The organism is Microbacterium profundi (assembly GCF_000763375.1).
In the GTDB taxonomy this organism is placed as follows: Bacteria; Actinomycetota; Actinomycetes; order Actinomycetales; family Microbacteriaceae; genus Microbacterium; species Microbacterium profundi.
In genome coordinates this window covers 397,129-420,231 of sequence record NZ_JPSY01000002.1, presented here as the reverse complement: position 1 = coordinate 420,231, position 23,103 = coordinate 397,129, and the positions used below count along the sequence as shown (strand labels likewise).

Below are 23,103 nucleotides of genomic sequence, written 5' to 3'. Positions count from 1 at the left end.
GAGCACGTCAGTCATGTGCCCATCACGCCATCTTCGGCTCCCGTGCGGACGATGATCTGCTCAAAGCGGATGCGCGTCGGATGATGCTCGATCGGTCATGCTCGAGCGGTTCCGCGAAGAAGGCGAGCTCGTGCTGTGCGGAGGCTTCGAACGCACGCAGCATCCGCCCTCGGCCGGCAGCATCGGATGCCGCCGCCGCTGACGCGACGTACTCGATCGCCTGCCGCGTGGCCTCGGCGAACGACTCGTCCGCATACGTGTGCAACCACGACGCATACGGATGCGCCGGCGACCGAGCGTACTCGCCGAAACGGCCGTCACCCAGCCGCGTTCCGAGATCGGTGTACAGCCAGAAGCACGGCAGCAGCGCGGCGATCAGCTGCGCGTAGTCGCCGGCGTACGCCGTGGATCGGAGGTGGTCCAGGTACGCGGTCGTCGTGGTGGACGGCGCCGCCGAGAAGGTTTCATCGCTGACGCCGCCACCCGGTGTGAGCCACTGCGCGTGCAGCTCCAGTTCCCCGACGATCGAGCCGTGCGCGGAGTTCGCCCAGAACGCCTGCTCCGCCGCTGTCGGAGCGAGCCGTGCCGCGTCAGCGAGCACACGTGCGTACCCGCTGAGGTAGAGGGCATCCTGCGCGAGGTAGTGGATGAACGCACCCCGGTCGAGCGTTCCGTCGGCAAGCGCGCGGATGAACGGCAGTTCGTCGATACCCGCGCGGGTCGATGCGATGTGCTCCCACCACTGCGTCACGACCTCGTCGCTCGTGGGAGAGGTGTCGAGGCCGCCGCGTGCGCGGAGCCCGGCGAAATGATCGATCGGACCGTGGCCGAGGCCGACCTGCAGCGCCGTACCGGCGCGCAAGGACTCCCGCAGCCACTCCCGTGCCGCGGTCACAGCCTCGGGCCACTCCTTCCCCAACGCGCGCTGAGTGGCGAGGGCGGACGACAGCGAGCAGCCTGTGCCGTGCGTCGCATCCGTGTCTATCCGCATGCCGGCGAACTCCTGAACGGTGGCCGTCGCCGCGTCCACGAACGCATCGGGCGATTGATCGCCGCCGAGATGGCCTCCCTTGACGAGCACGGCCGCGCCGAGGTCGGCGGACAGACGCTCCGCGTCCACGATCGCTGCCGACCAGTCGGCTGCGACCGTCGCGCCCGCCAGCACGGCGAGTTCGAGGAGGTTGGGAGTGACCAGGTCGGCGCGCATGAGCAGATCGCGCAAGGCTTCCTCGGCGTCCGCCTCGAGCAGGCGGTCTCCGCTCGTCGCGACCATCACCGGATCGACGACGACGATCGGCGGGTGTACGTCGTCGAGCCAGGCGATGACGGTGCGGATTACTTCCGCATCCGCGAGCATCCCGATCTTCACGGCATCGATGTCGATGTCGTCGGCCAGTGCGTCGAGCTGTTCACGCAGGAAGTCGGCGGGAGGCACATGCACCGCCAGGACCTCTTGCGTGTTCTGCACAGTGAGCGCCGTGATCGCGGCCATCCCGTAGCCGCCGTTCGCGCCGATGGACTTCAGGTCGGCCTGGATGCCCGCACCGCCGGACGGGTCGCTTCCCGCGATGCTGAGGACACGGGGAATGGATGCCGCACCCCTCCAGCGGCGGCGGAACGCACGCGCCGCCGCTCTCGGATCATCCGCAGCGCAGAGGGCGGAGACCACAGCGAGCCCTGCTGCTCCGGCGTCGCGGAGTGCGTCGACGTCATCGATCCCGACACCGCCGATGGCGACGCAGGGGAACTCGCTGCGCTCTGCGAATGCGCGGAACCCCTCGATCCCCAGAGTCTCCGGGTGATCGGGCTTGGTGCTGGTCGGCCGGATCACTCCCACGCCGAGATGGTCGATCGTTCCTGCAGGAAGTGCGCGCACGGCGTCGAGGTGCGCTGCGGTGTTCGCGGTCAGGCCGATGATCGCAGCGGGTCCGAGCAGTTCCCTCGCGCGTTGGACCGAGACGTCGGACTGACCCAGGTGGACGCCGTCGACGCGGGCGCCTCGAGCACGTGCGTCGAGTGCCGCATCCAACCGGTCGTTCACGACGAGCGCTGCTCGCCCGGCGATGACATCGGACAGCTCGATGAGCTGTTCGACGATCTGCGCGTCGGTCGCGGTCTTGTCGCGCAGCTGGACGATGCTCACGCCCCCGGCGACTGCTTCGCGAACGACCTCGACGACTCCTCGCTCGCCGCACAGCACGGGGTCCGTGACGAGGTACAGCGACAGATCGATCATGAGGCGACCTCGGTCACGTGCGCACCGGCATCTGCGACGCGCGCGGCACCTGAGAGGTCTGCGGGTGTCGTGGCTGCGAGTTCATCGAGGAACGCGACCGCGAAACTGCCGGGCCCTGTGGATCGCGCAGCGGCGCGCTCTGCGGCGACCGTGTAAAACAGGGTCGCCGCTGTGACGGCGGTGAGCGGCGAGATCCGACTCCCGTGCGCTGCGCCCAGGAACGCGGCCATGACCGCGCCGAGCGCACAGCCGCCGCCGGTGACGCGGGTGAGCAGCTCGTCGCCGTTCGCGACGCGGTATGTGCGCTCCCCGTCGGTGATGAGGTCGACCGGACCCGACACAGCGACGACGCTGCCGTAGCGGGTCGCGAGCAGAAGGGCAGCTTCTGCCGCGGCATCCGGCGAATCCGTCGCGTCCACTCCGCGACCGCCCGCGCTCAGGCCCGCGAGTGCCAGGATCTCTGACGCGTTCCCCCTGATCGCCGTCGGGCGCTGCTCGACCAGGCTCTGCGCGTGCGCGGTGCGCACCGGCAGTGCGCCGATCGCCACCGGATCGAGCACCCACGGTGTTCCCGCGGCAGTCGCGCCTGCGGCTGCCTCGAGGCCGGCAGCACGCTGCTCAGGTGTGGGGGTGCCGAGGTTGATGAGCACACCGGTCGCGATGCCGGCGAAGAGCTCGGATTCGCCGACGATGTCGACCATCGCCGGTGCCGCGCCGACGGCGAGCAGAACGTTGGCGGTGAAGCCGGTGACGACGGCGTTGGTGATGCAATGGGTGAGCGGTGGTGCCTCACGCACCAGCTCGAGCAGTCGCATCGCGTCGGCGACTACGGGGAGGGCGGACGGTGGGCACAGAAGATCGCTCATGGGCGACATCCCTTCGCTAGTACGAACTAGATCAGGTTCGACGGGTGTGTTCTCAGCCGCTCGGCGCGGCACCCCGTGTCACTGCTCGAAGTCTAGCGATGGTGCGAGAGAGTCAGCGCGGCAGGTCGGAGAGTTGCGGGATCGACCACTCCGCGTTCTCGAGGTTCACGCACCAGCCTGCGAACGCCCAGTCCGCACCGGAAGCCTCACTCCAGAACAGCCAGACCGACCAGGGCGTGCCGGCCGCCAACCATGCCACCAGTCCCCGCTCATCGTCGCGCACGACGCGCATCGGCGCGATGTTCGACGCATCCCCCCGTCTGCCAGTTCGGCTTGCGGCAACGCCAATCGATCTGGCTTCCGGGACGCAGGAACGGTCCGATGCCGAGGTCTCTGGCTGCTCGCCGCCCGCCCTGATGCACAGCCAGCGCAGTTGCTCGGCGCTGTCCGGACGAGCACGCCACGTGCGCCAGACGTTCTGACCGACGCGGACCACCGAGCCCGGTGCACCGATCTGTGTCACCTGGTAGTCGCTCATGCCGTACTCGCTCCGTCCGCTTCGCCGTCGGTCACCGTGTGCGACCAGTTCTCGCCCTCGCGAAAGTCACGATCCGGGTGTGCCGACGATCGACCGCCCCGCACCAGAATTCGACCCTCGTCGGGATGAGGCGCCACAACACCCAGTCCCCCGGTGCGATGCCCTCGCGAGCAGAGGCCGAGCGTGCAGCCAGGTGGATACCGATTCGGAGGCCATGCTCTCATCCTGTCTGGCCATGAAGAGCGACGTCGACGGACACGCGAGTGAACCGGCCAGCGCGCTCAGCGGGGTTCAGAACGGTGGTGCGGTGACGGGTGCGTGAGGTGTCGGCTTGCTTTCATGCCCGGTCGGTGTGATGACCTGGACTGAATTGTCCGGCCGGCTGCGGTAGATCGCTCGCGTGAGATGTCGATGCACGTGGTCGCGGGGACACAGCGGCCGGAGCTCGTTGATGTCGGTCTTGCCGCCGCTCGCCCATGGGGTCTTGTGGTCGATGTCGGCGTCTTGGGCGAGGCGGTTGCAGCCGTCTCTGGCGCAGGTGCCGTGTTGGAGGATGAGCCATTCGCGCTGGGCTTGAGTGGCGCGGCGGGAGCGGCGGTCCATGTCGATGACGACGCTGCGGATGGGGTCGATGATCACCCGGCGGAAGGCCTTCGCGTCGAGGAACAGTTGCTTCGCGGTGAGCGGGTCGATCGGGCCGTGACCGACGAGATCGGCCGCAAGGAGTTCGATGGGGATGGTGACGAAGATCTTCGTCTTGACTGCCTTGTCGGTACCGATACCGCGCAACCACTCGGAGCACAGGTCGGCGCGGATCTGATCACGCGTACGGCACTCGTCCGGATGCTTCTGCAGATGCTTGGCCGCGGACGTCAACCGGCGTTTCGCGGCGATCGCCTCGATCGTCGGGATGTACGCCATGAACCAGCTCATGCCGTCCTCATCCTCGTGGACGACCACACGACGCTCGCGCACCTTCCGGCCGTGACGCTCGGCCGCGCCGACCGGGTCGAGCCGATCGACCAGAGTGCGCAACCGGCGAGCGAAGGCCGCCGGCGGACACGACAGCGCCCACTCCGACGCCGCCTGATCGATCAACCGCATCGCCTCACGCTCGAGATCGAGCTCTTCCTCCGATGCACCGAAATCGGCCCGCACCCGTGCCAGAGCGCCGACGGTGCGACCGACGAGATACATCGACACGAACCCGTCCCTGGCCTGCTGCCACAGCAACGGAAGATGCGCCATCGCCTGCTCTGCCGTGAACAGCACACCACGCACGTACTCCTCCGAGCACCGCAGCCGCAACGCGATATCGAACACCGCCGCACGCACCGCCTGATCCACGGCATCCTTATCCGTCGTGTGGTGCACATACACCTCGGGATTGCGACGCGCCAACGCGACAGCATCCGCAATCCTCACCGACCGCCGCGCCTCATACCGATTCAGATCGACATCCGCACACTGCAGATCATCCAACGCAGACTCCACGAAGAACGCGGCATCACGAGGCCGGTCATCCACATCGTCGAACCAAGGTTCCATGTGTTCAGTTTAGTTGATACATTCGATCCTTACAAGAGCTTTCTCGTAGTTTTATCGAAGATATGATCCAGAACCAGATACAGAACGCCGGCATCCCGAAAGAGACACCGGCGTTCCGAACGATACTCGGACGCTACTCGCGCAAGGTCGCCCCGAAGCGCTCAGCCGCGACAGCCACGCCGGCGAGCTTCGCCTCGGTCGCCTCGGCCGCAGTCAGCGTACGATCCTCGGCGCGAAAACGCAGCGCGAACGTCAGGCTCTTCTCGCCCTCAGTGATGCCCTCACCGCGGTAGTCGTCGACCAGTCGCAGCGACTCCAGCAGTTCGCCGGCACCTTCGACGAGAGCAGCGCGCAGCTCGTCCGCCGTCACCGAGTCTGGAACGACCAACGACACATCCTGCGTCGCGGCCGGGTACGTCGACAGCGACGCGGCGACGACGCGGTTTCCCGCCAGCGACAGGACGCCGTCCAGATCGAGCTCCAGCACCACAGCGCGACCGGGCAGATCAGCGTCGGCTGCGACATCCGGGTGCAGTTCGCCGACGTAGCCGACCTCGACGCCATCGACGCTCAGCACTCCGGTGCGTCCAGGGTGCAGCGCCGCGCGCTGTCCCTGCGCCACGACGATCTCGACTCCGGATGCGACCGCGATGACGCGCACAGCATCCAGAGCATCCGTCAGCCCTACGGCCTCCGCTGCGCGTCCGGGCTGGCGGACCGTCGCGTTGCCGGTGAAGAGCGCGGCGACATGGCGGTGCTGCGGCGGGATCGAGGCGTTGAGCTCGGCGAGAGTCTCGTCCGAGGGTCGCTGACCCAGCGGCGGCACCTCATCCGTGCCGTACACGACGCCCGGTTCCGGCAGGAACACGGCTCCGGTCTCGAAGATCGCGAGGTCGGTGAGTCCGCGCGCGATGTTGCGGTGCGCGATCTGCAGCAGACCGGGGATCAGCGAGCGGCGCAGGAACGGCGCCTGCCCGTCGAGCGGATTCGCGAGCTTGATGCTCGGAAGGTGCTCCCCCGACGCCGAACCGTGCAGATCGTTATGCGCCTCGGTGGTGAACGGGAAGGCGGGCGTCTCGACGAGCCCGGCAGCGGCCAGCGCGTTCGCGACGCGACGGCGCCCCTGCTGCAGCGCGGTGAGCCCGCGCCCGGATGGCGGCGTCGGCAGCACGGAAGGGATGCGGTCCAGCCCGTGGATACGGGCGACCTCCTCCGCCAGCGTCCACTTGTCGGTGAGATCGGGACGCCAGCTCGGCGGGATGACCTGCCAGCCGTTCGAGGTCTCGGTGACCTCCGCGCCGATCGTCTCGAGCGCGTCGACGATCTCCTGATCCGTGTAGTCGACACCGATGAGACCGGGGACGAACTCGGCGGACAGCGCGATGCCTGCGATCTCGACGTCGGAGAACAGTGCTCCGCCCACCTCGTCGATAAGGCCGCCTGCGAGCTCGACCATGAGGTCTGCCACACGTCGCGCTGCGGCGAACGGCACCAGCGGGTCGACCCCGCGCTCGAAACGCTTGGATGCCTCGCTGGGCAGCTTGTGCCGACGCGCGCTGCGGGCGATCGAGATCGGATCGAAGATCGCGGCCTCGATGAGCACGTTGCGCGTCTCATCGCCCATCTCTGTCGTGCCGCCACCCATGACGCCGGCGAGGCCGATCGGACCGGAGTCATCGGTGATGAGCAGATCTTCGACGTGGAGCGTGCGCTCCTGACCGTCGAGCGTCTTCATCTTCTCGCCGTGCTGTGCGCGACGAACCGTGATGCCGCCGGAGAGCTTGTCGAGGTCGTACCCGTGGATCGGGTTGCCCAACTCGAGCATCACGTAGTTGGTGATGTCGATGAGCACGCCCAGCGAGCGGATGCCGGCGAGCGAAAGCCGCGCGACCATCCACGGCGGCGTCGGACGGGAGGGGTCGACATCGCGCACGACGCGCACGACGAATTCCTGCACGGCAGGATTCTCGCGCAACGGCTCCGCATCGACGGTGATCGGGAATCCGGTACCGGGTTCCACCTCCGACCACTCGTGCTCCGCAGGGTCGCGGAAGTCTGCGCCGGTAGCGTGCGCGTACTCGCGGGCCACGCCGCGGATCGAGAAGGCATACCCGCGGTCGGGGGTGACGTTGATCTCGACGGCGACGTCATCAAGGCCCAGCAGGGCGATCGCATCCGCACCGACCGGCGCGTCGATGCCGAGCGAGGACAGGATCAGGATGCCGTCGTGCTCATCGCCCAGGCCGAGCTCACGCGCCGACGCGATCATGCCGTCGGACACATGACCATAGGTCTTGCGCGCGGCGATCGGGAACGGGCCTGGCAGCACAGCACCCGGCAGCGTCACCACGACCTTGTCTCCGACGGCGAAGTTGCTCGCGCCGCAGACGATGCCTCGAATGTCTCGATCGCCGCTGGCGGCGATCTCGGTCCCTGACCCTGTCGAAGTGCCGACATCGACCTGGCACCAGCGGATCGTCTTGCCGTTGGACTGCGGTTCGGCCTCGAAGGACAGCACCTGCCCGACGACGACAGGACCGGAGATCTCGAAGCGGTGGATCTCCTCTTCTTCGAAACCGACGGTCACCAACGACTCGAGGATGTCCTCTGCCGTGGCATCCGGCGCCACATCGACGTACTCACGCAACCACGAAAGCGGGACGCGCATCACACCACCATCCCGAACTGCTCACTGAAGCGCACATCGCCCTCTGCCATGTCGCGCATGTCCTGCACGTCGCTGCGGAACATCAGCCCGCGCTCGATTCCCATCCCGAAGGCGAAGCCGCTGTACACGTCGGGATCGATGCCCGCCGCGCGCAGCACGTTCGGGTTGATCATGCCGCATCCGCCCCACTCGATCCAACGCGCGCCGCCCTTGAAGGTCGGGTGCCACAGGTCGAGTTCGGCTGAAGGCTCGGTGAATGGGAAGTAGTTGGTACGGAAGCGCGTCTTGGCCTCGGGGCCGAAGAGGAGCTTCGCGAAGTGGTCGAGGGTGCCTTTGAGGTGCGCCATCGTGATGCCCTTGTCGACGACGAGGCCCTCGAACTGGGTGAACACCGGCAGGTGCGTGGCGTCGAACTCGTCAGTTCGGTACACGCGCCCTGGGCACAGCACATAGATCGGCACGTCGCGGTCGAGCATCGAGCGCACCTGCACGGGACTCGTGTGCGTGCGCATGACCAGGTGGCGATCGACGGGATCGACGAAGAATGTGTCCTGCATCTGACGCGCGGGGTGATCGACGTCGAAGTTCAGCGCGTCGAAGTTGAACCATTCGTGCTCGAGTTCAGGGCCTTCGGCGATCTCCCACCCCATGCCGACGAAGATGTCGGAGACGTCGTCCTGGAGCTGCGAGAGCGGATGCCGAGCACCGACGCGCGTACGAGAGGACACGGCCGTGATGTCGACACGCTCAGCCTCGAGTCGCGCTGCGGTCTCGGCCTCGGCGAGCTCGGCCTCACGCGCGGCGAGTGCCTTGGTGACCTGGCCGCGGCCCTGTCCGACGAGCTTGCCGAATGCGGCCTTGTGCTCGGGCGCGACCTGGCGCATCGACGCGTTCAGGACTGCCAGCGGCGATCCTTCGGCGACGTGCGCGGTTCGCGCGGCTTTCAGCTCTGCGGTATCGGCAGCGGCACCGATCGCCTCGAGCGCGGCGGCGACGGCGGATTCCACCGCCTCGGGCGTGATTTCTGGAGCGTCTGACACGAGACACGAGTCTACCGGCGCGCGGCTCCCTCTCCCGTCAGGCTCCGGGCCCCGTGCTCGTCCCGTCGAACTTTCCGGCGCCCTTCTGCGCCACGATGATCTCGGTGTCAGTGCCCTCGTGCATCACCGCCGCATTGTCAGCGGCGAGCGCCTGCAGCTTCGGCGAGTGGCGGGTGCGGATCTCGAGGTACTTCGCGATGCCGGACAGGATGAGACACATCACGATGTAGATGCCGCCGATGATGAACGCCGACTGCAGGATCGGTCGTCCCTGCTGCGAGCTGAGCAGTTTCGCGTAGTACAGCAGCTCGGGGTAGGTGATGATGAATCCGAGCGCGGTGTCCTTCATCGTCACCACGAGCTGAGCGACGATCACGGGGAGCATGGCTCTGATCGCCTGCGGCAGCAGAATCAGTTGCATGACCCCTGCCTTGCGCAGCCCGATGGCGTAGCCGGCCTCTTTCTGCCCTCGAGGCAGTGACTCGACACCGGCACGCAACACCTCGGCGAGCACGGAGCCGTTGTACATCATGAGCGCGAGAACGACCGCCCAGTAGGGATCCATCTTCACCCCGAGGGTGGGGAGGCCGTAGTACAGCAGCATCATGAAGACGAGGACAGGGACGGCACGGAAGAACTCGGTGATCACGGTCACAGGGATCCGCACCCAGGCATGTTCGGACATGCGGCCGATCGCCAGCACGAAGCCGAGCACGAGACTCAGCACCGCGGCCAGCGCGAACGCGGCGAGCGTGTTGCCGAGCGCCTCGAGAATCTGGCCCCATACCGCGGAGAAGGTGAAGATGTACCAGCGCGATGCGTCGAACTGGCCGGACTCCCAGAACCGGTAGCCGATGAACGCGATGACGGCGAGAACCACGGCGACCGTGAGGACTCCGATCAGGCGATTGCGGAGAACGGCCTTGGGCCCGGGGACGTCAAAAAGGACGGAAGTCATCGCGCGATCCTCCATTTGTTCTCGAGATATCGCTGCAGCCAGCTGAGCAGCATGACGAGGGCGACGAAGATCACGGCGACCCAGAGAAGGACCACGAGGGCGTTCTCACCGCGCTCGCTGAGATAGGAGCGGATCGCGCCGAGCTCGAGAACCGAGAATCCGGCAGCGACCGTCGTGTTCTTGAGCAGTGCGATGAACACGCTCACCATGGGCGGGACCACCGAACGGAACGCCTGCGGCAGGACGACGAGCGTCATCACCTGTCCGAATGGGAGGCCGATCGCGCGCGCGGCTTCGGCTTGACCGACCGGGACCGTGTTGATGCCGGCCCGCAGGACCTCGGCGACGTAGGTGGCCGTGTAGATGCCGATGGCCAGGATCCCGAGGATGACGGGGCTGAGTCGTGGAAGGCCGAGTTGCGGGTATCCGAAGATGAAGAAGAAGAAGACCAGCGTAAGCGGGGTGTTCCTGACGAGGTTGACGTAGAGCGTCCCCACTCCGCGTGCGATCGGGACCGGAGATACACGCGCAGCCCCGATGATCACACCGATCACGAGGGCGAGTACGCCTCCGCCAAAGAAAATCAGCAGCGTGTTGCTGATCGCCTCTCCCCATAGGTCGAGGTTCCCGAAGATGACGTCCACGCCGCCTCCCCTTCTGAAGATTGAGAGGGGGCGGCCCTACTGGACCGCCCCCGAGTCAGTCAGTCGACTGCGGGCTGTTCGACGGTGATCCCGGACGAACCGAGGTTCGCGTCGAAGATCGCCTGCCAGATGTCGCCGCCATCGGTGAAGAGGGTGTTGATGTGCTCCTGCAGAGCTTCGTCTCCCTTGGTGAGACCGACGCCGTAGCGCTCCTCGGTGAAGGGCTCTCCGACGACCTTGAGATTGTCGGGGTCTGCCGCGGCATAGCCGATCAGGATCGCCTGGTCGGTGGTGACGGCCTGGACCTCACCGTTCAGGAGAGCCTCGACGCACGCGGAGTACAGGTCGAACTCGCGAGTCGGAACGTCCGGGTAGTTGTCGCGGATGTTCTGAATCGGGGTGGACCCGGTCGCGGAGCACACCGTGGTGTCAGCAGTGAGATCTGCTTCGCTGGTGATGTCGCTGTCGCTTGTGACGAGCAGCCCCTGCCCGGTGATGAAATACGGGCCTGCGAAGCTGATCTGCTCCTTGCGCTTGTCGGTGATCGAGTAGGTGCCGACGTAGTAGTCGATGTCACCGTTGGTGATCGCCTGCTCACGGTTCGCGGACGCGATCGGCTTGAACTCGATCTTGTCCTCGTCGAAGCCGAGGGATGCCGCGATCCACCGTGCGATGTCGATGTCGAAGCCGGTGCGCTCCCCCGTCGTGACGTCGAGGTAGCCGAGGCCCGGCTGGTCTTCCTTGACTCCGACGACCACGCCGTCACGTTCGGTCATGGCGTCGAACGTCGGGCTGCCCTCGAGCGAGACGTCGGAGGCGACCTCGAACCAGGTCGAGGGCTCTTCCGCTTCGCCACCGGTGTCGTCACCGGGTGTCGCCGGGCTGCCGCTGTTGCAGGCGGTCAGGGCGAGCAGCGCAACCGCCGCGATCCCGATCCCTGCCAGTGTCCGTGTGCGTCGCATTTTCGTCTCCTTGTGTGCTGTGTGTACAAAAAAGGTCAGTGTGTGAGGAGCTTCGAGAGGAAATCCTTGGCGCGATCGCTCTTCGGCTTCGTGAAGAACTCCTCCGGCGTCGCCTCTTCGACGATCTTCCCGTCCGCCATGAAGACGACGCGGTTCGCGGCCTTGCGCGCGAAGCCCATCTCATGGGTGACGACGATCATCGTCATGCCGTCCTTCGCGAGTCCGACCATGACATCGAGCACTTCGTTGATCATCTCGGGGTCCAGGGCGCTGGTGGGCTCGTCGAAGAGCATCACCTTCGGACGCATCGCGAGAGCACGAGCGATCGCGACACGCTGCTGCTGACCTCCGGAGAGCTGGGCAGGAAGCTTGGATGCCTGCTGGGCGACCCCGACGCGTTCGAGAAGGGCCATGCCCTCCTTGTCGGCATCCGCCTTCTTGAGGCCGCGCACCTTGATCGGCCCGAGGGTCACGTTCTCGAGGATCGTCAGATGGGCGAACAGGTTGAAGGATTGGAACACCATGCCGACGTCGGCACGGAGCTTGGCCAGTCCCTTGCCCTCGGCGGGAAGCGGCTCGCCATCGATCGAGATCCTGCCGCTCGTGATCGTCTCCAGACGATTGATCGTGCGGCACAGTGTCGACTTGCCGGACCCGGACGGCCCGATCACCACGACCACCTCGCCCTTGTTCACGGTGAGGTCGATATCGGTCAGCGCCTGGAAATCGCCGTAGTGTTTCTGAACGTTCTCCACCACGACGAGGGGTGTACCAGTCTCGGTCATGACCCCACACTAGTGAGTGCATGCGGACGGGAACCAGCATCCGCGTCGGCGGGTTATCGAGTTGTAACCGACCGGTAACAGGGCGGAAGACAGGATCCGACGGTCAGCGGCCGTCTGCTGCTCGCTGCGTGAAGGCACTTTCGTAGAGACATACGCTCGCAGCCGTGGCGAGATTGAGCGACTCGGCGCGACCGAAGATCGGCAGCTTGAGCACGTGATCGGCCAGTGCGAGAGCTGAGTCCTCGAGCCCCCAGGCCTCATTGCCGAACAACCAGGCCGTGGGTTGCGCAAGAATGCCGTCCGCTCGCGCCTGCAGCAGATCATCGCCCTTCACGTCCGCGGCGAGCACGGTGATGCCCGCAGCGTGGGCGCGTTCGACCACGTCCTCAAGGTCTCCGCCGACAGATATGGGCAGGTGGAACAGCGAGCCGGTCGTCGCTCGAACGACCTTGGGGTTATGAGGATCGACCGTTCGACCTGTGAGGATCACTGCGTCGGCGCCGGCCGCATCCGCGGCACGGATGATCGTGCCGAGATTGCCCGGATCACGCACCTCCTCGCAGATCGCGATCAGGCGAGGGGATGCTGCGAAGATGTCGCGCAGCGACGTCGGGGTCTGTCGCACCACGGCGACGAGCCCCTGCGGCGTGACCGTGTCGGCCATGGCGTTGAGCACGTACTCGGTGACATGCTCGACCTTGACGGCGTTCGCGGCACTCGCGGCACGCAGATCGGGATGCTTCTCCCACCCGTTCGGCGTCGCGAACAATTCGACGATCGCCTCGGGACGGTACGCGAGGGCCTCTCGAACGGCCTGAGGCCCCTCGAGCAGAAAGAGCCCCGTCTCGGTACGCGCGCTGCGCTTCGTCAGCTTCGCGACGGCTCGGACACGCGGGGACCGGGGATTCTCCAGCACGATCCCCAGTCTAGAGACACCAGCGCGGCCCGCGCACACATCCCGGCGTCGAGCCTGCGCGCAGGTTCGCTTCGTACTGTGCTCATGTGACCGATCGCACCAGAGCCTCCTCCGCCGGACGCAGGGTTGCGCTCACGGCAGCGGCGGTGATCGTACTCGTCGCCGGTCTGCTGGTCCATCGATTCGGTTCTGGCGATACAGGCGACATCGCAGGCGACGCCCTGTACGCCGTGTTCGCGTACCTGCTGTTCGCGATCCTGCTGGCGCGGAGTTCTCGCACGCTTCCCGCGGCCCTCGCGATCATCTTCTGCACGATCATCGAGTTCCTGCAGCTCACCGATCTGCCGCGCACCTTGGCGCTCGCGTTCCCGCCGTCCGTTCTCGTTCTCGGGTCGGCCTTCGCACAGCGCGATCTGCTCGTGTATCCGGCATCCGTTCTGCTCGCATTGATCGTCGACGTCGCTGTCTCACGGGGCGCCCGACGCCGGAGGTCATCGCGAGGGCGCTGACAAGCCCGGCACCGAACGACGAAGACGGGCGCCTCCCCGAAGGGAGGCGCCCGTCTTCTGAAAGGTGCTTACGCAGCCGACTTCGGAGCGTTGACGTCGGAAGGCAGTGCCTTCTTGGCCGTCTCGACGAGCGAGACGAACGTCGCGGGCTCGTTCACCGCGAGCTCGGCGAGCATGCGACGGTCCACCTGGACGCCGGCAAGGCCGAGACCCTGGATGAAGCGGTTGTACGTGATGCCGTTCTGGCGTGCAGCGGCGTTGATGCGCTGGATCCAGAGGCGGCGGAAGTCGCCCTTGCGCTTGCGACGGTCACGGTACGCGTAGACGAGGGAGTGGGTGACCTGCTCCTTGGCCTTGCGGTAGAGGCGCGAACGCTGGCCCCGGTAGCCGGAGGCGCGCTCGAGGATGACGCGACGCTTCTTGTGGGCGTTTACCGCCCGCTTTACTCTTGCCATTTTCCTGAGTTCCTATTCCTGCGATCGGACGCGTCAGCGACCGAGAAGCTTCTTCGCGACCTTGGTGTCAGCCTTCGAGAGCACCTGGTCCTGATTCAGACGGCGGGTGCGACGACTCGACTTGTGCTCGAGGTTGTGGCGCATCCCGGCCTGCTGCTTCTTCAGCTTGCCGCTGCCGGTGATCTTGAAGCGCTTCTTAGCACCCGAGTGGGTCTTCTGCTTCGGCATCTTCTCTTCCTTCGTATGGCGCCTTCTCAGGCGACGGTTCAACCCGCGTTGCGGGAGTCTGGGGGCGGGTGTTACTCCGCGGCGGCTTCGGTCGAATCCGCTGTCTCACGCGTCGCATGCGACGCCTGCTTGTTGGCCGCACGCTGTGCGTCGCGCTGGGCGTTCTGCTCGGCCTTCGCGTCCGACTTGTTCTTCAGCGGCGCCACGACCATCACCATGTTGCGACCATCGATCGTCGGGTTCGACTCGACGGTGCCGAGCTCGGCGACGTCCTCGGCGAACTTGCGCAGCAGACGCACGCCCTGCTCGGGGCGCGACTGCTCACGACCGCGGAACAGGATCATGGCCTTGACCTTGTCGCCGGCCTTGAGGAAGCCCTCGGCGCGCTTGAGCTTCGTCGTGTAGTCGTGTGCTTCGATCTTCAGACGGAAGCGCACCTCTTTGAGAATCGTGTTCGCCTGGTTGCGACGAGCTTCCTTCGCCTTCTGCGCGGCCTCGTACTTGAACTTGCCGTAATCCATGATCTTGACCACGGGCGGCTTCGAGTTTGGGGCGACCTCGACGAGGTCTAGGTCGGCTTCCTGCGCAAGGCGCAACGCTGCCTCGATGCGGACGACGCCGATCTGCTCACCCGCGGGACCGACGAGGCGGACCTCGGGGACGCGGATGCGCTCATTGGTGCGGGGATCGCTGATGCGGAACTCCTTTTAGACGATGGATTAAGCCACCGCGACGCTGACTGCGACACGGGCGAAATCGGAATCGTCCCCCACCCACCGGCGTTCAGATGCCGGCTTCGCACCCTGAACATCGGACTTCGTCCGATCTGCCGACGTGAGCCGGTGGAGTGCAAGACCCGGTAGCCTTGAACGGCAAGCGCGGGTGGGAAGTGAATCCTCTTTCGTTCCGGAGCAGTTACGCTCCGAAGCCCGACAAAGTCTAACAGAAGGCAAGGCATAGTGACGATTCCGGTGCAGGATGACAGCCACGACGAGCGCCACGAGCGCTGGCAGCAACAGGAGGATGCGGCATCCGCAGCCACCCGCGACATCGCGGACGTGCCCGCCATCGAGGTGATCACCACGGCCGCCGTGCACCTCATGAGCGCGGCCGCGGTGAAGACTGGCCTCGCAGACGACCCAGAGGCAGAGCTCGACCTCGATGAGGCCCGCAAGCTCATCAACGCCCTCGCCGGACTCATCACGGCCGGCGCACCCGAGATCAGCGACATGCACGCGCGCTCGCTGCGCGACGGGCTGCGCTCGCTCCAGCTCGCCTTCCGCGAAGCATCCGCCATCCCCGACCCGATCGGCAAGGGGCCTGGCGAGAAGTGGACCGGACCGGTCAACTAGCCCCAGCATCCTGCGCACGAGGCGAGCATATTGCCGCGAGACCGAGCCTGCCGCACGAGACCGAGTCTGTGCACGTCGGTCTCGCGCCGCCAGGTCGGTCTCGCGGCGGGATGAGCTCAGGCGGAGCGGCGGAGCTTCACCGTCAGGGAGTCAGCCAGCACCGCGATACGGTCGTCGGCGGCCCAACGCTGCGCAAGACGCTCGAGCACGGCATCCAGCACATCGCGCTCGAGACCGTCGACGAGTTCGAGGATGACGATCAGCTCCGGGCCGCTCAGCCGCGCATCGGGATCGCCCGCGTCGACTGCGACATCGATCACGGCGAGCTCGCGCGCGACGCTCTCCTGAAGGGCCGTGAACACCTCGGGCGAGAGGAAGCTCGGCTCCCACCGCTGCCCCTGCGCGACCGCCCAGACGGCCGGGCGACGGATGACGAACTCGGTGTCGGACGTCGGATCCAGCACGATCAGGTCGGTCTGCTCGGACGATGCGGCCAGCGCGGCGCGCACTGCTTCCACCGGGATCGGTCGCGCGGTGCCGTCCCACTTCTGCATCGCGGTGACCGAGGAGAACACCGGCTGCACGGTGCGGCCATCGGGAGCCGCGACCGTCACGATCGAAAGCTCCTGCGTCTTGTCGACGGCGAGGCCGCTGGGCGCCACGCCCTCCTCGCCCTTCTCGGCGACGAGGGGAATCAGAACGCGCGCGGAGCGGAACGCGTCCACGACCTCGGCCTGACTGCCCTCCCCCGCGCGGAAGCGCAGCAGAGCGGCGAGCAGCGCAGGATCGGCAGCACCGTCATCGCCCGCATGCGGGTTCGACTCGAAGCTGCGGCCCTCCCACGGGACGCCGGCCGAGTCACCTCCTGCAGAGGCTGGACCAGCCCCGTGTTCGCAGGCGTCGTCAGTCCCCTGCGACATCCAGGGCCTCTGCCAGCGTGAATGCGCCGGCGTAGAGCGCCTTGCCGACGATCGCGCCCTCGACACCGAGGTGCACGAGATCGCGCAGTGCGGCGATGTCGTCCAGGCTCGAGATGCCGCCGGACGCGACGACCGGCTTCGGCGTGCGCGCGGTGACTTCACGCAGCAGGTCGAGGTTCGGGCCGCGCAGCGTGCCGTCCTTCGTGACGTCGGTCACGACGTAACGACTGCATCCGGCGTCCTCAAGGCGTTCGAGGACCTCCCAGAGATCGCCGCCCTCCTTCGTCCAGCCGCGGGCGGCCAGGGTCGTTCCTCGCACGTCTAGTCCGACGGCCACGGCCTCGCCGTAGCGACCGATCACGTCAGCGGCCCACTCGGGGTTCTCGAGTGCGGCGGTACCGAGGTTGAGTCGGGACGCGCCGGTCTCGAGCGCGGCTTCGAGGCTCGCGTCGTCACGAATGCCGCCGGAGAGTTCCACGTTCACGCCACGGAACTGCTTGATGACCTTGCGGAGGATGGCAGCGTTGGATCCGCGTCCGAAGGCGGCATCGAGGTCGACGAGGTGAATCCACTCGGCGCCCTGGTCGACCCATTCCGCTGCGGCATCCAGCGGGTCGCCGTAGTTCGTCTCACTGCCCGCCTCGCCCTGTGTCAGTCGGACCGCCTTGCCCCCGGCGACGTCGACAGCCGGGAGAAGGGTGAGCTTGGGCATTGACGCGAAGTCGTTCATGTCATCCTCGGGTGGAGATCGATGGGCCGTGAGCGGCACGACAACCGAGAGTAGCCCGGGTCGGCGCAGGGTTCAAAACGATGTCGTTGCTTTGCGCGGCGGCATCGCGGATCAGAGGCTCTGCACCCAGTTGCGCAGCAACTGGATACCGGCGTCGCCCGACTTCTCAGGGTGGAACTGCGTCGCCGAGAGTGGGCCGTTCTCGACCGCGGCGAGGAACGGCGTGCCGTACGTCGTCCATGTGAGCGCGGGCTGCGGGAACGGTGGGATCACGTCGAGCTCCCAGCTCTGCGCGGCATAGGAGTGCACGAAGTAGAACCGCTCGTCCTCGATGCCGCGGAACAGCACGCTGCCCTCATCGGGCGTGACGGTGTTCCAGCCCATGTGCGGCAGCACCGGTGCCTCGAGTTGCGTCACGGTTCCCGGCCATTCGCCGAGTCCCTCGACGTCGCGTCCGCGCTCGACACCGTGCGAGAACAGCACCTGCATGCCGACGCACACTCCGAGCACCGGCCGACCACCGGCGAGACGCCGTTCGATGATCTCATCGCCGCCCTTGGCGTGCAGCGCCTCGCGCACCGCCGCGAACGCACCCACGCCGGGCACGAACAGGCCGTCGGCCTCCAGCGCCGCGGTGCGGTCGCCGGTGAGGGTCGCATCCGCGCCCGCCGCGATCAACGCCTTGACCGCGGAGTGGACGTTACCTGATCCGTAGTCGTAGACCGCGACGGTGGGCCTGCGCGTCACAGTGCTCCCTTGGTGGACGGGATGCCGACCACGTCGGGGTCGAGCGCCTTGGCCTGACGGAAGGCACGCGCGAACGCCTTGAACTCGGCTTCTGCGATGTGGTGCGGGTCTCGGCCGCCCAGCACCCGCATGTGCACGGTCAGCCCCGCACCGAACGTGATCGCCTCGAAGACGTGCCGCACGAGTGAGCCGGTGAAGTGGCCGCCGATGAGGTGGTGTTCGAATCCGGCCGGCTCGCCCGAGTGCACGAGGTACGGTCGGCCGCTGATGTCGACGACCGCCTGCGCGAGCGCCTCATCGAGCGGGACGAGCGCGTCGCCGTAGCGGGAGATGCCGGACTTGTCACCCAGGGCTTCACGGATCGCCTGTCCGAGCACGATCGAGATGTCTTCCACGGTGTGGTGCGCGTCGATGTTCGTGTCGCCGGAGGCACGCACGGTCAGATCGGTGAGCGAGTGCTTCGCGAACGCCGTGAGCATGTGGTCGAAGAACGGAACCGAAGTGTCGATGTGGCTCTCGCCCGTGCCGTCGAGGTTCAGCTCGAGCTCGACCGTCGACTCGGACGTGCTGCGGGTTCGGGTCGCGGTGCGGGAAACGCTCATGACGCCGATCATATCGAGGCCAGCGCGTCCAGGAACGCCGTGGTCTCGGCCTCGGTGCCGGCGGTGACCCGCAGGTGGTTCGCGATGCCCACGTCGCGCACCAGCACGCCGCGCTCGTACAGCGCCTGGAACGTCGCCTGCGGATCTGCCACTCCCCCGAACAGCACGAAGTTCGACCACGATTCGTGCGGCTCGTAGCCGAGCGCCTCCAGGGTCGCGGTGATCCGGTCGCGCTGCTCGACGATCTCGTCGACCATGCCGAGCATCGCCGGCGCATTGCGCAGCGCAGCCACGGCCGCCGCCTGGGTGAGGGCGCTGAGGTGGTACGGAAGCCTGACGAGTCGAAGAGCGTCGATGAACGCCGGGTCGGCGGCGAGATACCCGACCCGTGCGCCGGCGAACGCGAACGCCTTGCTCATCGTGCGCGAGACGGCAAGACGGGGGCGACCTTCGAGAAGCGTGAGAGCGGATGCCGCGTCACGAGGCGCGAACTCCTGATAGGCCTCATCGACGACCACGACACCACGTGCCGCGTCGTAGACGGCCTCGATCACGTCGAGGCCGAGCGGCGTTCCGGTGGGGTTGTTCGGCGTGCACAGCATGATCACGTCGGGATCGGACGCAATGACCTGAGCCACCGCGTCCTCGGCGGTGAGCGTGTAGTCGGGCTGACGTTCGCCGGCCACCCAGCGCGCACCGGTGCCCTGCGACAGCAGCGGGTACATCGAGTAGGTGGGCGCGAACCCGAAGACCGTGCGACCCGGCCCTGCGAAGGCCTGCAGGATGTGCTGCAGCACCTCGTTCGATCCGTTGCCTGCCCAGATCTGCGAGGCGTCGACGCCATGGCCGAGGTAGTCGGCGAACCCTTCCCGCAACGTCGTGAACTCGCGATCGGGGTAGCGGTTCACGTCGCGCAGCGCGACGGCGATGTCGTCGAGGATGTCGCTCGCGACTTCATCCGGCACGGGATGGGTGTTCTCGTTCACGTTCAGCGCCACGGCCAGCGGGGCCTGCGGTGCGCCGTAAGGGGTGAGACCGCGAAGATCGTCGCGGAGGGGTAAGTCGCTGAGTGAAGCAGTCACCCTCCCCATGTTAACGGTGAGATCAGTCGGCGTACTCCGCGGGGATCGCGAGCTGCTGCCCGACCTGCAGGGAGCCACCGTTCAGAGCATTGAGCTTCTGGATCTCACTGATGACCGTGCGAGGGTCTTCGGCGGGGGCGACATCTTCGGCGATCGCCCAGAGCGTGTCGCCGGGCATGACCGTCACGGTGTCGAAGCTGACCGGGGTGGACGAGTCACCCGATGCAAGTGCCGAGCCACCGCTGATGGCTGCGAAGCCGATGCCGACCGCGAGTGGGAGCGCCGCGAGAGCGACCAGCAGTCGACGCCCGCGCGTCGTCAGTCGCAGCCGCGTCGCGGCGCCGGTCGCGGTGCGCACGGGAACGACTGCGGGTGCGGTGATGCTGATGGTGCTCATGTGATCTCTCCTCTGCCTCTGGTTGCCTCTGGGCTTTGAGCCGTTTGGCGTAGCGTTCGCATTCGCCGCTCGGCCGGGAGCGGGGAATGCGAAGCTACGTACCGAATGTATATTCGAATTCGAACATCTGTCAAGACTTATTCGAAACCCGTCCTTCGAATCACCCGACACGCTCGAACAGATCTTCCGTTTCGAGGCGTTTCTCGGATACGGTTTCGATATCCACACCACATCACGGACCACAGACATTCGAAGACGAGGGTCCGTGCAGGCGAACATCGGCACCGTGAACGCGCACGAAGGAGCACCCATGAGCGACATCTCCGCACCCGGCCCTGAGGTTCCGCGCACCCGTCGGCGCAAGAACCTCAGCCCCAAGCAGCTGGCGATCCTCGAGGTCATCCAGACTTCGATCGCCAGGCACGGCTATCCGCCGAGCATGCGCGAGATCGGCGACGCCGTCGGGCTCAAGTCGCTCTCGAGCGTCACTCACCAGCTCGGTCAGCTCGAGCTGAGCGGCTACCTGCGCCGCGATCCGGGCAAGACGCGCGCGATGGAGGTGCTCATCGACCTGCCAGGCACGAGTAGTGAGAACCCGGCGGACTCCAGCACTCCCGTCGGCGACGCGGCGATGGTGCCGCTCGTCGGTCAGATCGCCGCCGGCGTGCCGATCACTGCCGAGCAGCAGGTCGAGGAGATCTTCCCGCTTCCCCGCCAGCTCGTGGGCAAGGGCGACCTGTTCATGCTCAAGGTGTCAGGCGAGTCCATGATCGACGCCGCCATCTGCGACGGCGACTGGGTCGTCGTGCGCACGCAGAACACCGCGGAGAACGGCGAGATCGTCGCGGCCATGCTCGACGGCGAGGCGACGGTGAAGACGTTCCGCCAGCGCGACGGACACACGTGGCTCCTCCCCCGCAACTCGTCCTTCGAGCCCATCCTCGGTGACGACGCAGTAGTGCTCGGCAAGATCGTCGCGGTGCTCCGCGCGGTCTGACAGACAGCAAGCGCTGCCGGCTCCGAACGACGACGGTCGATCGGAGCCGCATAGGCTCGAAGCATGCAGCCGTACGGAACCTGGACCTCTCCCTTCCACGCCGCCGATATCGCATCATCAGCGCCGCGAATCGATGGCGCCCGCTTCGTGGGCGACGAAATCTGGTGGGGCGAATCGGTGCCGGCCGAGGGCGGCCGTGTCTCGGTGCGCAGCTCGACAGGGAAGGTGGTCCTCCCCGCGCCGTGGAGCGCCCGATCGCGGGTGCACGAGTACGGCGGCGGAGCGTGGACAGCGGACGCAGGCGGCACCCTGTACTTCGTCGATGCCGGCGATCAACGGGTGTATCGGATGCTGCCAGGCGAGGAGCCCGAACCGTTGACGCCCGCCGGACCGAACCACGGCGGGCTCCGCCTACAGGACGGGCGCCTGCTGGCCGTGCGCGAAAATCTCTCGGTGGAGCCGCACCGGCGGGCGATCGTCGAGGTCCCGACCGACGCATCCGCCACCTCGGACGAGGCCGCGATCCGTGTGCATATCCAGGGCAGCGCCTTCTTCGCACACCCCGCGCTCTCCCCCGACGGGACCCGCATCGCGTGGGTCGAGTGGAGCGGTCGACGGATGCCGTGGCAGGAGGCCAGGCTGTGCGTCACGGAGGTCGGCGACGATGTCTTCGCCGACACACCCGCACGCGCGGCGCTGCAGCCGGAGTGGATCAGCGACACAGAACTCGTATACGCGGACGACCCCACCGGGCGCTGGAATCTCTATCGCCGGGAGATGCACGGCCTCGACGCGGGCGCACCGGAGCCGATCGCCCCGGCCGACTCCGACACCGGCTACGGACTCTGGGTGCTCGGAAACCGCTGGTATCAGCCGCTCGCAGACGGCCGTATCGTCATCGTGCGCACGAACGGTGCGGACGAGGTCGCGCTGATCGAACGCGACGGCTCCGAGAGGCGCCTCGATGTTCCCGCCACCGCGCACGTGAGCATCGACGACGTGTCAGGCACTCGCGTGCTGCTCTCCGGCGGCGGGGCACGCGTGAGCGCAGGCCTCTGGTGCGTGGACGTGGATTCCGGCGAGGTCGAACGCGTACGCGGCGGCCTGCCAGTGGACGAGCGCTGGATGCCGCCGGCCACCCGCATCACCCTCGACGGCGCGAACGGCCCGGTGCATGCCTTCGCTTACGCACCGGCGAACCCCGATGCCACGACGCCCGAGGGCGAACTCCCGCCGTACATCGTCTTCGTGCACGGAGGACCGACCGCGCACGTCGCGGGAGCGGCATCCGCAGCCATCGCGTTCTACACGAGCCGCGGCATCGGCGTGCTCGACGTCAACTACGGCGGCTCGACCGGATACGGCCGCGCCTATCGTGAGCGTCTCGACGGCCAGTGGGGCATCGCAGAGGTCGATGATGTGCTCGCCGCGGCGCGCGGACTCGCGGACTCAGGGCGTGCGGACCCGAAGCGCATCGCGATCCGGGGCGGCTCGGCAGGTGGATGGACCGTGCTCGCCGCACTCGTACGCGGCGGCGTGTTCGCCGCAGGCATCAGCCGCTACGGCGTCACCGATCTGCGCGCTCTCGCCCAGGACACGCACGACTTCGAGAAGTACTACCTCGACGGACTCGTCGGCCCGCTGCCCGCGGCCGAGCATATCTACATCGATCGCTCTCCGCTCACGCACGCGGAACAGATCGATGTGCCTGTTCTGCTGCTGCAGGGCGAAGACGACCGTGTCGTGCCGCTGGCGCAGTCGGAGTCGATCCGCGATGCTCTGGCCGCACGCGGCATCCCGCACGAATTCGTCGTGTATCCGGGCGAGGGGCACGGTTTCCGGCGCGCGGAGACGATCATCGACGCGCTCGAGCGCGAACTGCGCTTTCTCGGAGCGGTGTTCGGATTCGCCCCTGAGGTGTAG

25 protein-coding genes and 1 riboswitch are annotated in these 23,103 nt (G+C 66.9%); of the genes, 4 read left to right on the top strand and 21 right to left on the bottom strand.

Annotated elements, in window-relative coordinates; translation table 11 throughout:
• Positions 1-22 precede the first annotated feature (22 nt).
• The 12 genes from JF52_RS0112570 to JF52_RS0112520 all read right to left on the bottom strand — a co-directional run bounded on the left by JF52_RS0112570 (position 23) and on the right by JF52_RS0112520 (position 13,161).
• A complete protein-coding gene (locus tag JF52_RS0112570) occupies positions 23-2,236 on the bottom strand; it encodes a bifunctional hydroxymethylpyrimidine kinase/phosphomethylpyrimidine kinase (RefSeq protein ID WP_084595838.1) in 2,214 nt (737 codons plus the stop codon).
• Positions 2,233-3,102: a hydroxyethylthiazole kinase gene (gene thiM, locus JF52_RS0112565; RefSeq protein WP_033106987.1), complete on the bottom strand. Its 870-nt coding sequence runs from the start codon at positions 3,100-3,102 to the stop codon at positions 2,233-2,235. The genes JF52_RS0112570 and thiM overlap by 4 nt, the downstream gene beginning before the upstream one ends.
• A riboswitch (TPP riboswitch) is annotated at positions 3,094-3,188 on the bottom strand. Its footprint overlaps the gene before it by 9 nt.
• Before the next feature lie 26 nt (positions 3,189-3,214).
• A complete protein-coding gene (locus JF52_RS17645) occupies positions 3,215-3,640 on the bottom strand; it encodes a cupin domain-containing protein (RefSeq protein ID WP_052167015.1) in 426 nt (141 codons plus the stop codon).
• Between the two features lie 31 nt (positions 3,641-3,671).
• Positions 3,672-3,782: a pyridoxine 5'-phosphate oxidase C-terminal domain-containing protein gene (locus tag JF52_RS17835; RefSeq protein ID WP_234001197.1), complete on the bottom strand. Its 111-nt coding sequence runs from the start codon at positions 3,780-3,782 to the stop codon at positions 3,672-3,674.
• A 149-nt stretch (positions 3,783-3,931) separates the two neighbouring features.
• The gene (locus tag JF52_RS0112555; RefSeq protein ID WP_033106894.1) at positions 3,932-5,188 is read right to left on the bottom strand and encodes an HNH endonuclease signature motif containing protein; all 1,257 of its coding nucleotides are present in this window, start codon (positions 5,186-5,188) and stop codon (positions 3,932-3,934) included.
• Positions 5,189-5,321: 133 nt separating this feature from the next.
• Complete coding sequence (gene pheT / locus JF52_RS0112550; RefSeq protein WP_033106893.1) at positions 5,322-7,856, bottom strand: phenylalanine--tRNA ligase subunit beta; 2,535 nt, start codon at positions 7,854-7,856, stop codon at positions 5,322-5,324.
• Positions 7,856-8,896, bottom strand: a complete 1,041-nt coding sequence (pheS, locus tag JF52_RS0112545; RefSeq protein WP_033106892.1) for a phenylalanine--tRNA ligase subunit alpha — start codon at positions 8,894-8,896, stop codon at positions 7,856-7,858. The genes pheT and pheS overlap by 1 nt, the downstream gene beginning before the upstream one ends.
• Before the next feature lie 37 nt (positions 8,897-8,933).
• Positions 8,934-9,854: an amino acid ABC transporter permease gene (locus tag JF52_RS0112540; protein ID WP_033106985.1), complete on the bottom strand. Its 921-nt coding sequence runs from the start codon at positions 9,852-9,854 to the stop codon at positions 8,934-8,936.
• The gene (locus JF52_RS0112535) at positions 9,851-10,498 is read right to left on the bottom strand and encodes an amino acid ABC transporter permease (RefSeq protein WP_033106891.1); all 648 of its coding nucleotides are present in this window, start codon (positions 10,496-10,498) and stop codon (positions 9,851-9,853) included. Before JF52_RS0112535 ends, JF52_RS0112540 begins: the two co-directional genes overlap by 4 nt.
• A 59-nt stretch (positions 10,499-10,557) precedes the next feature.
• Positions 10,558-11,460, bottom strand: coding sequence for a glutamate ABC transporter substrate-binding protein (locus JF52_RS0112530; protein ID WP_033106890.1), 903 nt, complete (start codon positions 11,458-11,460; stop codon positions 10,558-10,560).
• A 35-nt stretch (positions 11,461-11,495) separates the two neighbouring features.
• Complete coding sequence (locus JF52_RS0112525; protein ID WP_033106889.1) at positions 11,496-12,245, bottom strand: amino acid ABC transporter ATP-binding protein; 750 nt, start codon at positions 12,243-12,245, stop codon at positions 11,496-11,498.
• A gap of 103 nt (positions 12,246-12,348) precedes the next feature.
• On the bottom strand, positions 12,349-13,161 hold the full coding sequence (locus JF52_RS0112520; protein ID WP_033106888.1) for a TrmH family RNA methyltransferase: 813 nt from the start codon (positions 13,159-13,161) through the stop codon (positions 12,349-12,351).
• An 86-nt stretch (positions 13,162-13,247) separates the two neighbouring features.
• Here JF52_RS0112520 and JF52_RS0112515 point away from each other — a divergent pair, with 86 nt between their 5' ends.
• A complete protein-coding gene (locus JF52_RS0112515; RefSeq protein ID WP_033106887.1) occupies positions 13,248-13,670 on the top strand; it encodes a ribosomal maturation YjgA family protein in 423 nt (140 codons plus the stop codon).
• Between the two features lie 68 nt (positions 13,671-13,738).
• Here JF52_RS0112515 and rplT read toward each other — a convergent pair whose 3' ends face one another.
• The 3 genes from rplT to infC all read right to left on the bottom strand — a co-directional run bounded on the left by rplT (position 13,739) and on the right by infC (position 15,048).
• Entirely contained in the window at positions 13,739-14,125 is a 387-nt protein-coding gene (rplT, locus tag JF52_RS0112510; protein ID WP_033106886.1) for a 50S ribosomal protein L20, read from the bottom strand.
• 33 nt (positions 14,126-14,158) lie between these two features.
• Positions 14,159-14,353, bottom strand: a complete 195-nt coding sequence (gene rpmI, locus JF52_RS0112505) for a 50S ribosomal protein L35 (protein ID WP_017828564.1) — start codon at positions 14,351-14,353, stop codon at positions 14,159-14,161.
• Positions 14,354-14,424: 71 nt separating this feature from the next.
• Positions 14,425-15,048 carry a translation initiation factor IF-3 gene (infC, locus tag JF52_RS0112500; protein ID WP_084595836.1) on the bottom strand — a complete coding sequence of 208 codons (624 nt, stop codon included), beginning with the start codon at positions 15,046-15,048 and terminating at the stop codon, positions 14,425-14,427.
• Positions 15,049-15,318: 270 nt separating this feature from the next.
• Between infC and JF52_RS0112495 the strand changes: the two genes are divergently transcribed.
• Positions 15,319-15,705: a DUF1844 domain-containing protein gene (locus JF52_RS0112495; protein WP_372460284.1), complete on the top strand. Its 387-nt coding sequence runs from the start codon at positions 15,319-15,321 to the stop codon at positions 15,703-15,705.
• 116 nt (positions 15,706-15,821) lie between these two features.
• Here JF52_RS0112495 and JF52_RS0112490 read toward each other — a convergent pair whose 3' ends face one another.
• The 6 genes from JF52_RS0112490 to JF52_RS0112465 all read right to left on the bottom strand — a co-directional run bounded on the left by JF52_RS0112490 (position 15,822) and on the right by JF52_RS0112465 (position 20,183).
• Entirely contained in the window at positions 15,822-16,625 is an 804-nt protein-coding gene (locus JF52_RS0112490) for an SseB family protein (RefSeq protein WP_033106884.1), read from the bottom strand.
• Positions 16,609-17,355 (bottom strand): bifunctional 1-(5-phosphoribosyl)-5-((5-phosphoribosylamino)methylideneamino)imidazole-4-carboxamide isomerase/phosphoribosylanthranilate isomerase PriA, encoded by a 747-nt coding sequence (priA, locus tag JF52_RS0112485; RefSeq protein WP_033106883.1) that lies wholly within the window; start codon positions 17,353-17,355, stop codon positions 16,609-16,611. The genes JF52_RS0112490 and priA overlap by 17 nt, the downstream gene beginning before the upstream one ends.
• 111 nt (positions 17,356-17,466) lie before the next feature.
• Positions 17,467-18,102: an imidazole glycerol phosphate synthase subunit HisH gene (hisH, locus tag JF52_RS0112480; RefSeq protein WP_033106882.1), complete on the bottom strand. Its 636-nt coding sequence runs from the start codon at positions 18,100-18,102 to the stop codon at positions 17,467-17,469.
• The gene (gene hisB, locus JF52_RS0112475) at positions 18,099-18,704 is read right to left on the bottom strand and encodes an imidazoleglycerol-phosphate dehydratase HisB (protein WP_033106983.1); all 606 of its coding nucleotides are present in this window, start codon (positions 18,702-18,704) and stop codon (positions 18,099-18,101) included. The genes hisH and hisB overlap by 4 nt, the downstream gene beginning before the upstream one ends.
• An 8-nt stretch (positions 18,705-18,712) precedes the next feature.
• Positions 18,713-19,795 (bottom strand): histidinol-phosphate transaminase, encoded by a 1,083-nt coding sequence (locus JF52_RS0112470; RefSeq protein ID WP_200881017.1) that lies wholly within the window; start codon positions 19,793-19,795, stop codon positions 18,713-18,715.
• A 13-nt stretch (positions 19,796-19,808) separates the two neighbouring features.
• Complete coding sequence (locus JF52_RS0112465; RefSeq protein WP_033106880.1) at positions 19,809-20,183, bottom strand: LysM peptidoglycan-binding domain-containing protein; 375 nt, start codon at positions 20,181-20,183, stop codon at positions 19,809-19,811.
• Between the two features lie 310 nt (positions 20,184-20,493).
• Between JF52_RS0112465 and lexA the strand changes: the two genes are divergently transcribed.
• A complete protein-coding gene (gene lexA / locus JF52_RS0112460; protein WP_033106982.1) occupies positions 20,494-21,180 on the top strand; it encodes a transcriptional repressor LexA in 687 nt (228 codons plus the stop codon).
• A gap of 63 nt (positions 21,181-21,243) precedes the next feature.
• On the top strand, positions 21,244-23,103 hold the full coding sequence (locus tag JF52_RS0112455; protein WP_033106879.1) for a S9 family peptidase: 1,860 nt from the start codon (positions 21,244-21,246) through the stop codon (positions 23,101-23,103).

Excerpts from the sequence above, each read along its gene's own strand:
- rplT (WP_033106886.1), bottom strand. The coding sequence starts at position 14,125 with ATGGCAAGAGTAAAGCGGGCGGTAAACGCCCACAAGAAGCGTCGCGTC.
- priA (WP_033106883.1), bottom strand. The coding sequence starts at position 17,355 with ATGAACGACTTCGCGTCAATGCCCAAGCTCACCCTTCTCCCGGCTGTC.
- lexA (WP_033106982.1), top strand. The coding sequence starts at position 20,494 with ATGAGCGACATCTCCGCACCCGGCCCTGAGGTTCCGCGCACCCGTCGG.
- JF52_RS0112490 (WP_033106884.1), bottom strand. The coding sequence starts at position 16,625 with ATGTCGCAGGGGACTGACGACGCCTGCGAACACGGGGCTGGTCCAGCC.
- rpmI (WP_017828564.1), bottom strand. The coding sequence starts at position 14,353 with ATGCCGAAGCAGAAGACCCACTCGGGTGCTAAGAAGCGCTTCAAGATC.
- pheT (WP_033106893.1), bottom strand. The coding sequence starts at position 7,856 with ATGCGCGTCCCGCTTTCGTGGTTGCGTGAGTACGTCGATGTGGCGCCG.
- JF52_RS0112525 (WP_033106889.1), bottom strand. The coding sequence starts at position 12,245 with ATGACCGAGACTGGTACACCCCTCGTCGTGGTGGAGAACGTTCAGAAA.
- thiM (WP_033106987.1), bottom strand. The coding sequence starts at position 3,102 with ATGAGCGATCTTCTGTGCCCACCGTCCGCCCTCCCCGTAGTCGCCGAC.
- hisB (WP_033106983.1), bottom strand. The coding sequence starts at position 18,704 with ATGAGCGTTTCCCGCACCGCGACCCGAACCCGCAGCACGTCCGAGTCG.
- JF52_RS0112540 (WP_033106985.1), bottom strand. The coding sequence starts at position 9,854 with ATGACTTCCGTCCTTTTTGACGTCCCCGGGCCCAAGGCCGTTCTCCGC.
- JF52_RS17645 (WP_052167015.1), bottom strand. The coding sequence starts at position 3,640 with ATGAGCGACTACCAGGTGACACAGATCGGTGCACCGGGCTCGGTGGTC.
- JF52_RS0112530 (WP_033106890.1), bottom strand. The coding sequence starts at position 11,460 with ATGCGACGCACACGGACACTGGCAGGGATCGGGATCGCGGCGGTTGCG.
- JF52_RS0112555 (WP_033106894.1), bottom strand. The coding sequence starts at position 5,188 with ATGGAACCTTGGTTCGACGATGTGGATGACCGGCCTCGTGATGCCGCG.
- JF52_RS0112455 (WP_033106879.1), top strand. The coding sequence starts at position 21,244 with ATGCAGCCGTACGGAACCTGGACCTCTCCCTTCCACGCCGCCGATATC.
- JF52_RS0112470 (WP_200881017.1), bottom strand. The coding sequence starts at position 19,795 with ATGGGGAGGGTGACTGCTTCACTCAGCGACTTACCCCTCCGCGACGAT.
- JF52_RS0112465 (WP_033106880.1), bottom strand. The coding sequence starts at position 20,183 with ATGAGCACCATCAGCATCACCGCACCCGCAGTCGTTCCCGTGCGCACC.
- JF52_RS0112570 (WP_084595838.1), bottom strand. The coding sequence starts at position 2,236 with ATGATCGATCTGTCGCTGTACCTCGTCACGGACCCCGTGCTGTGCGGC.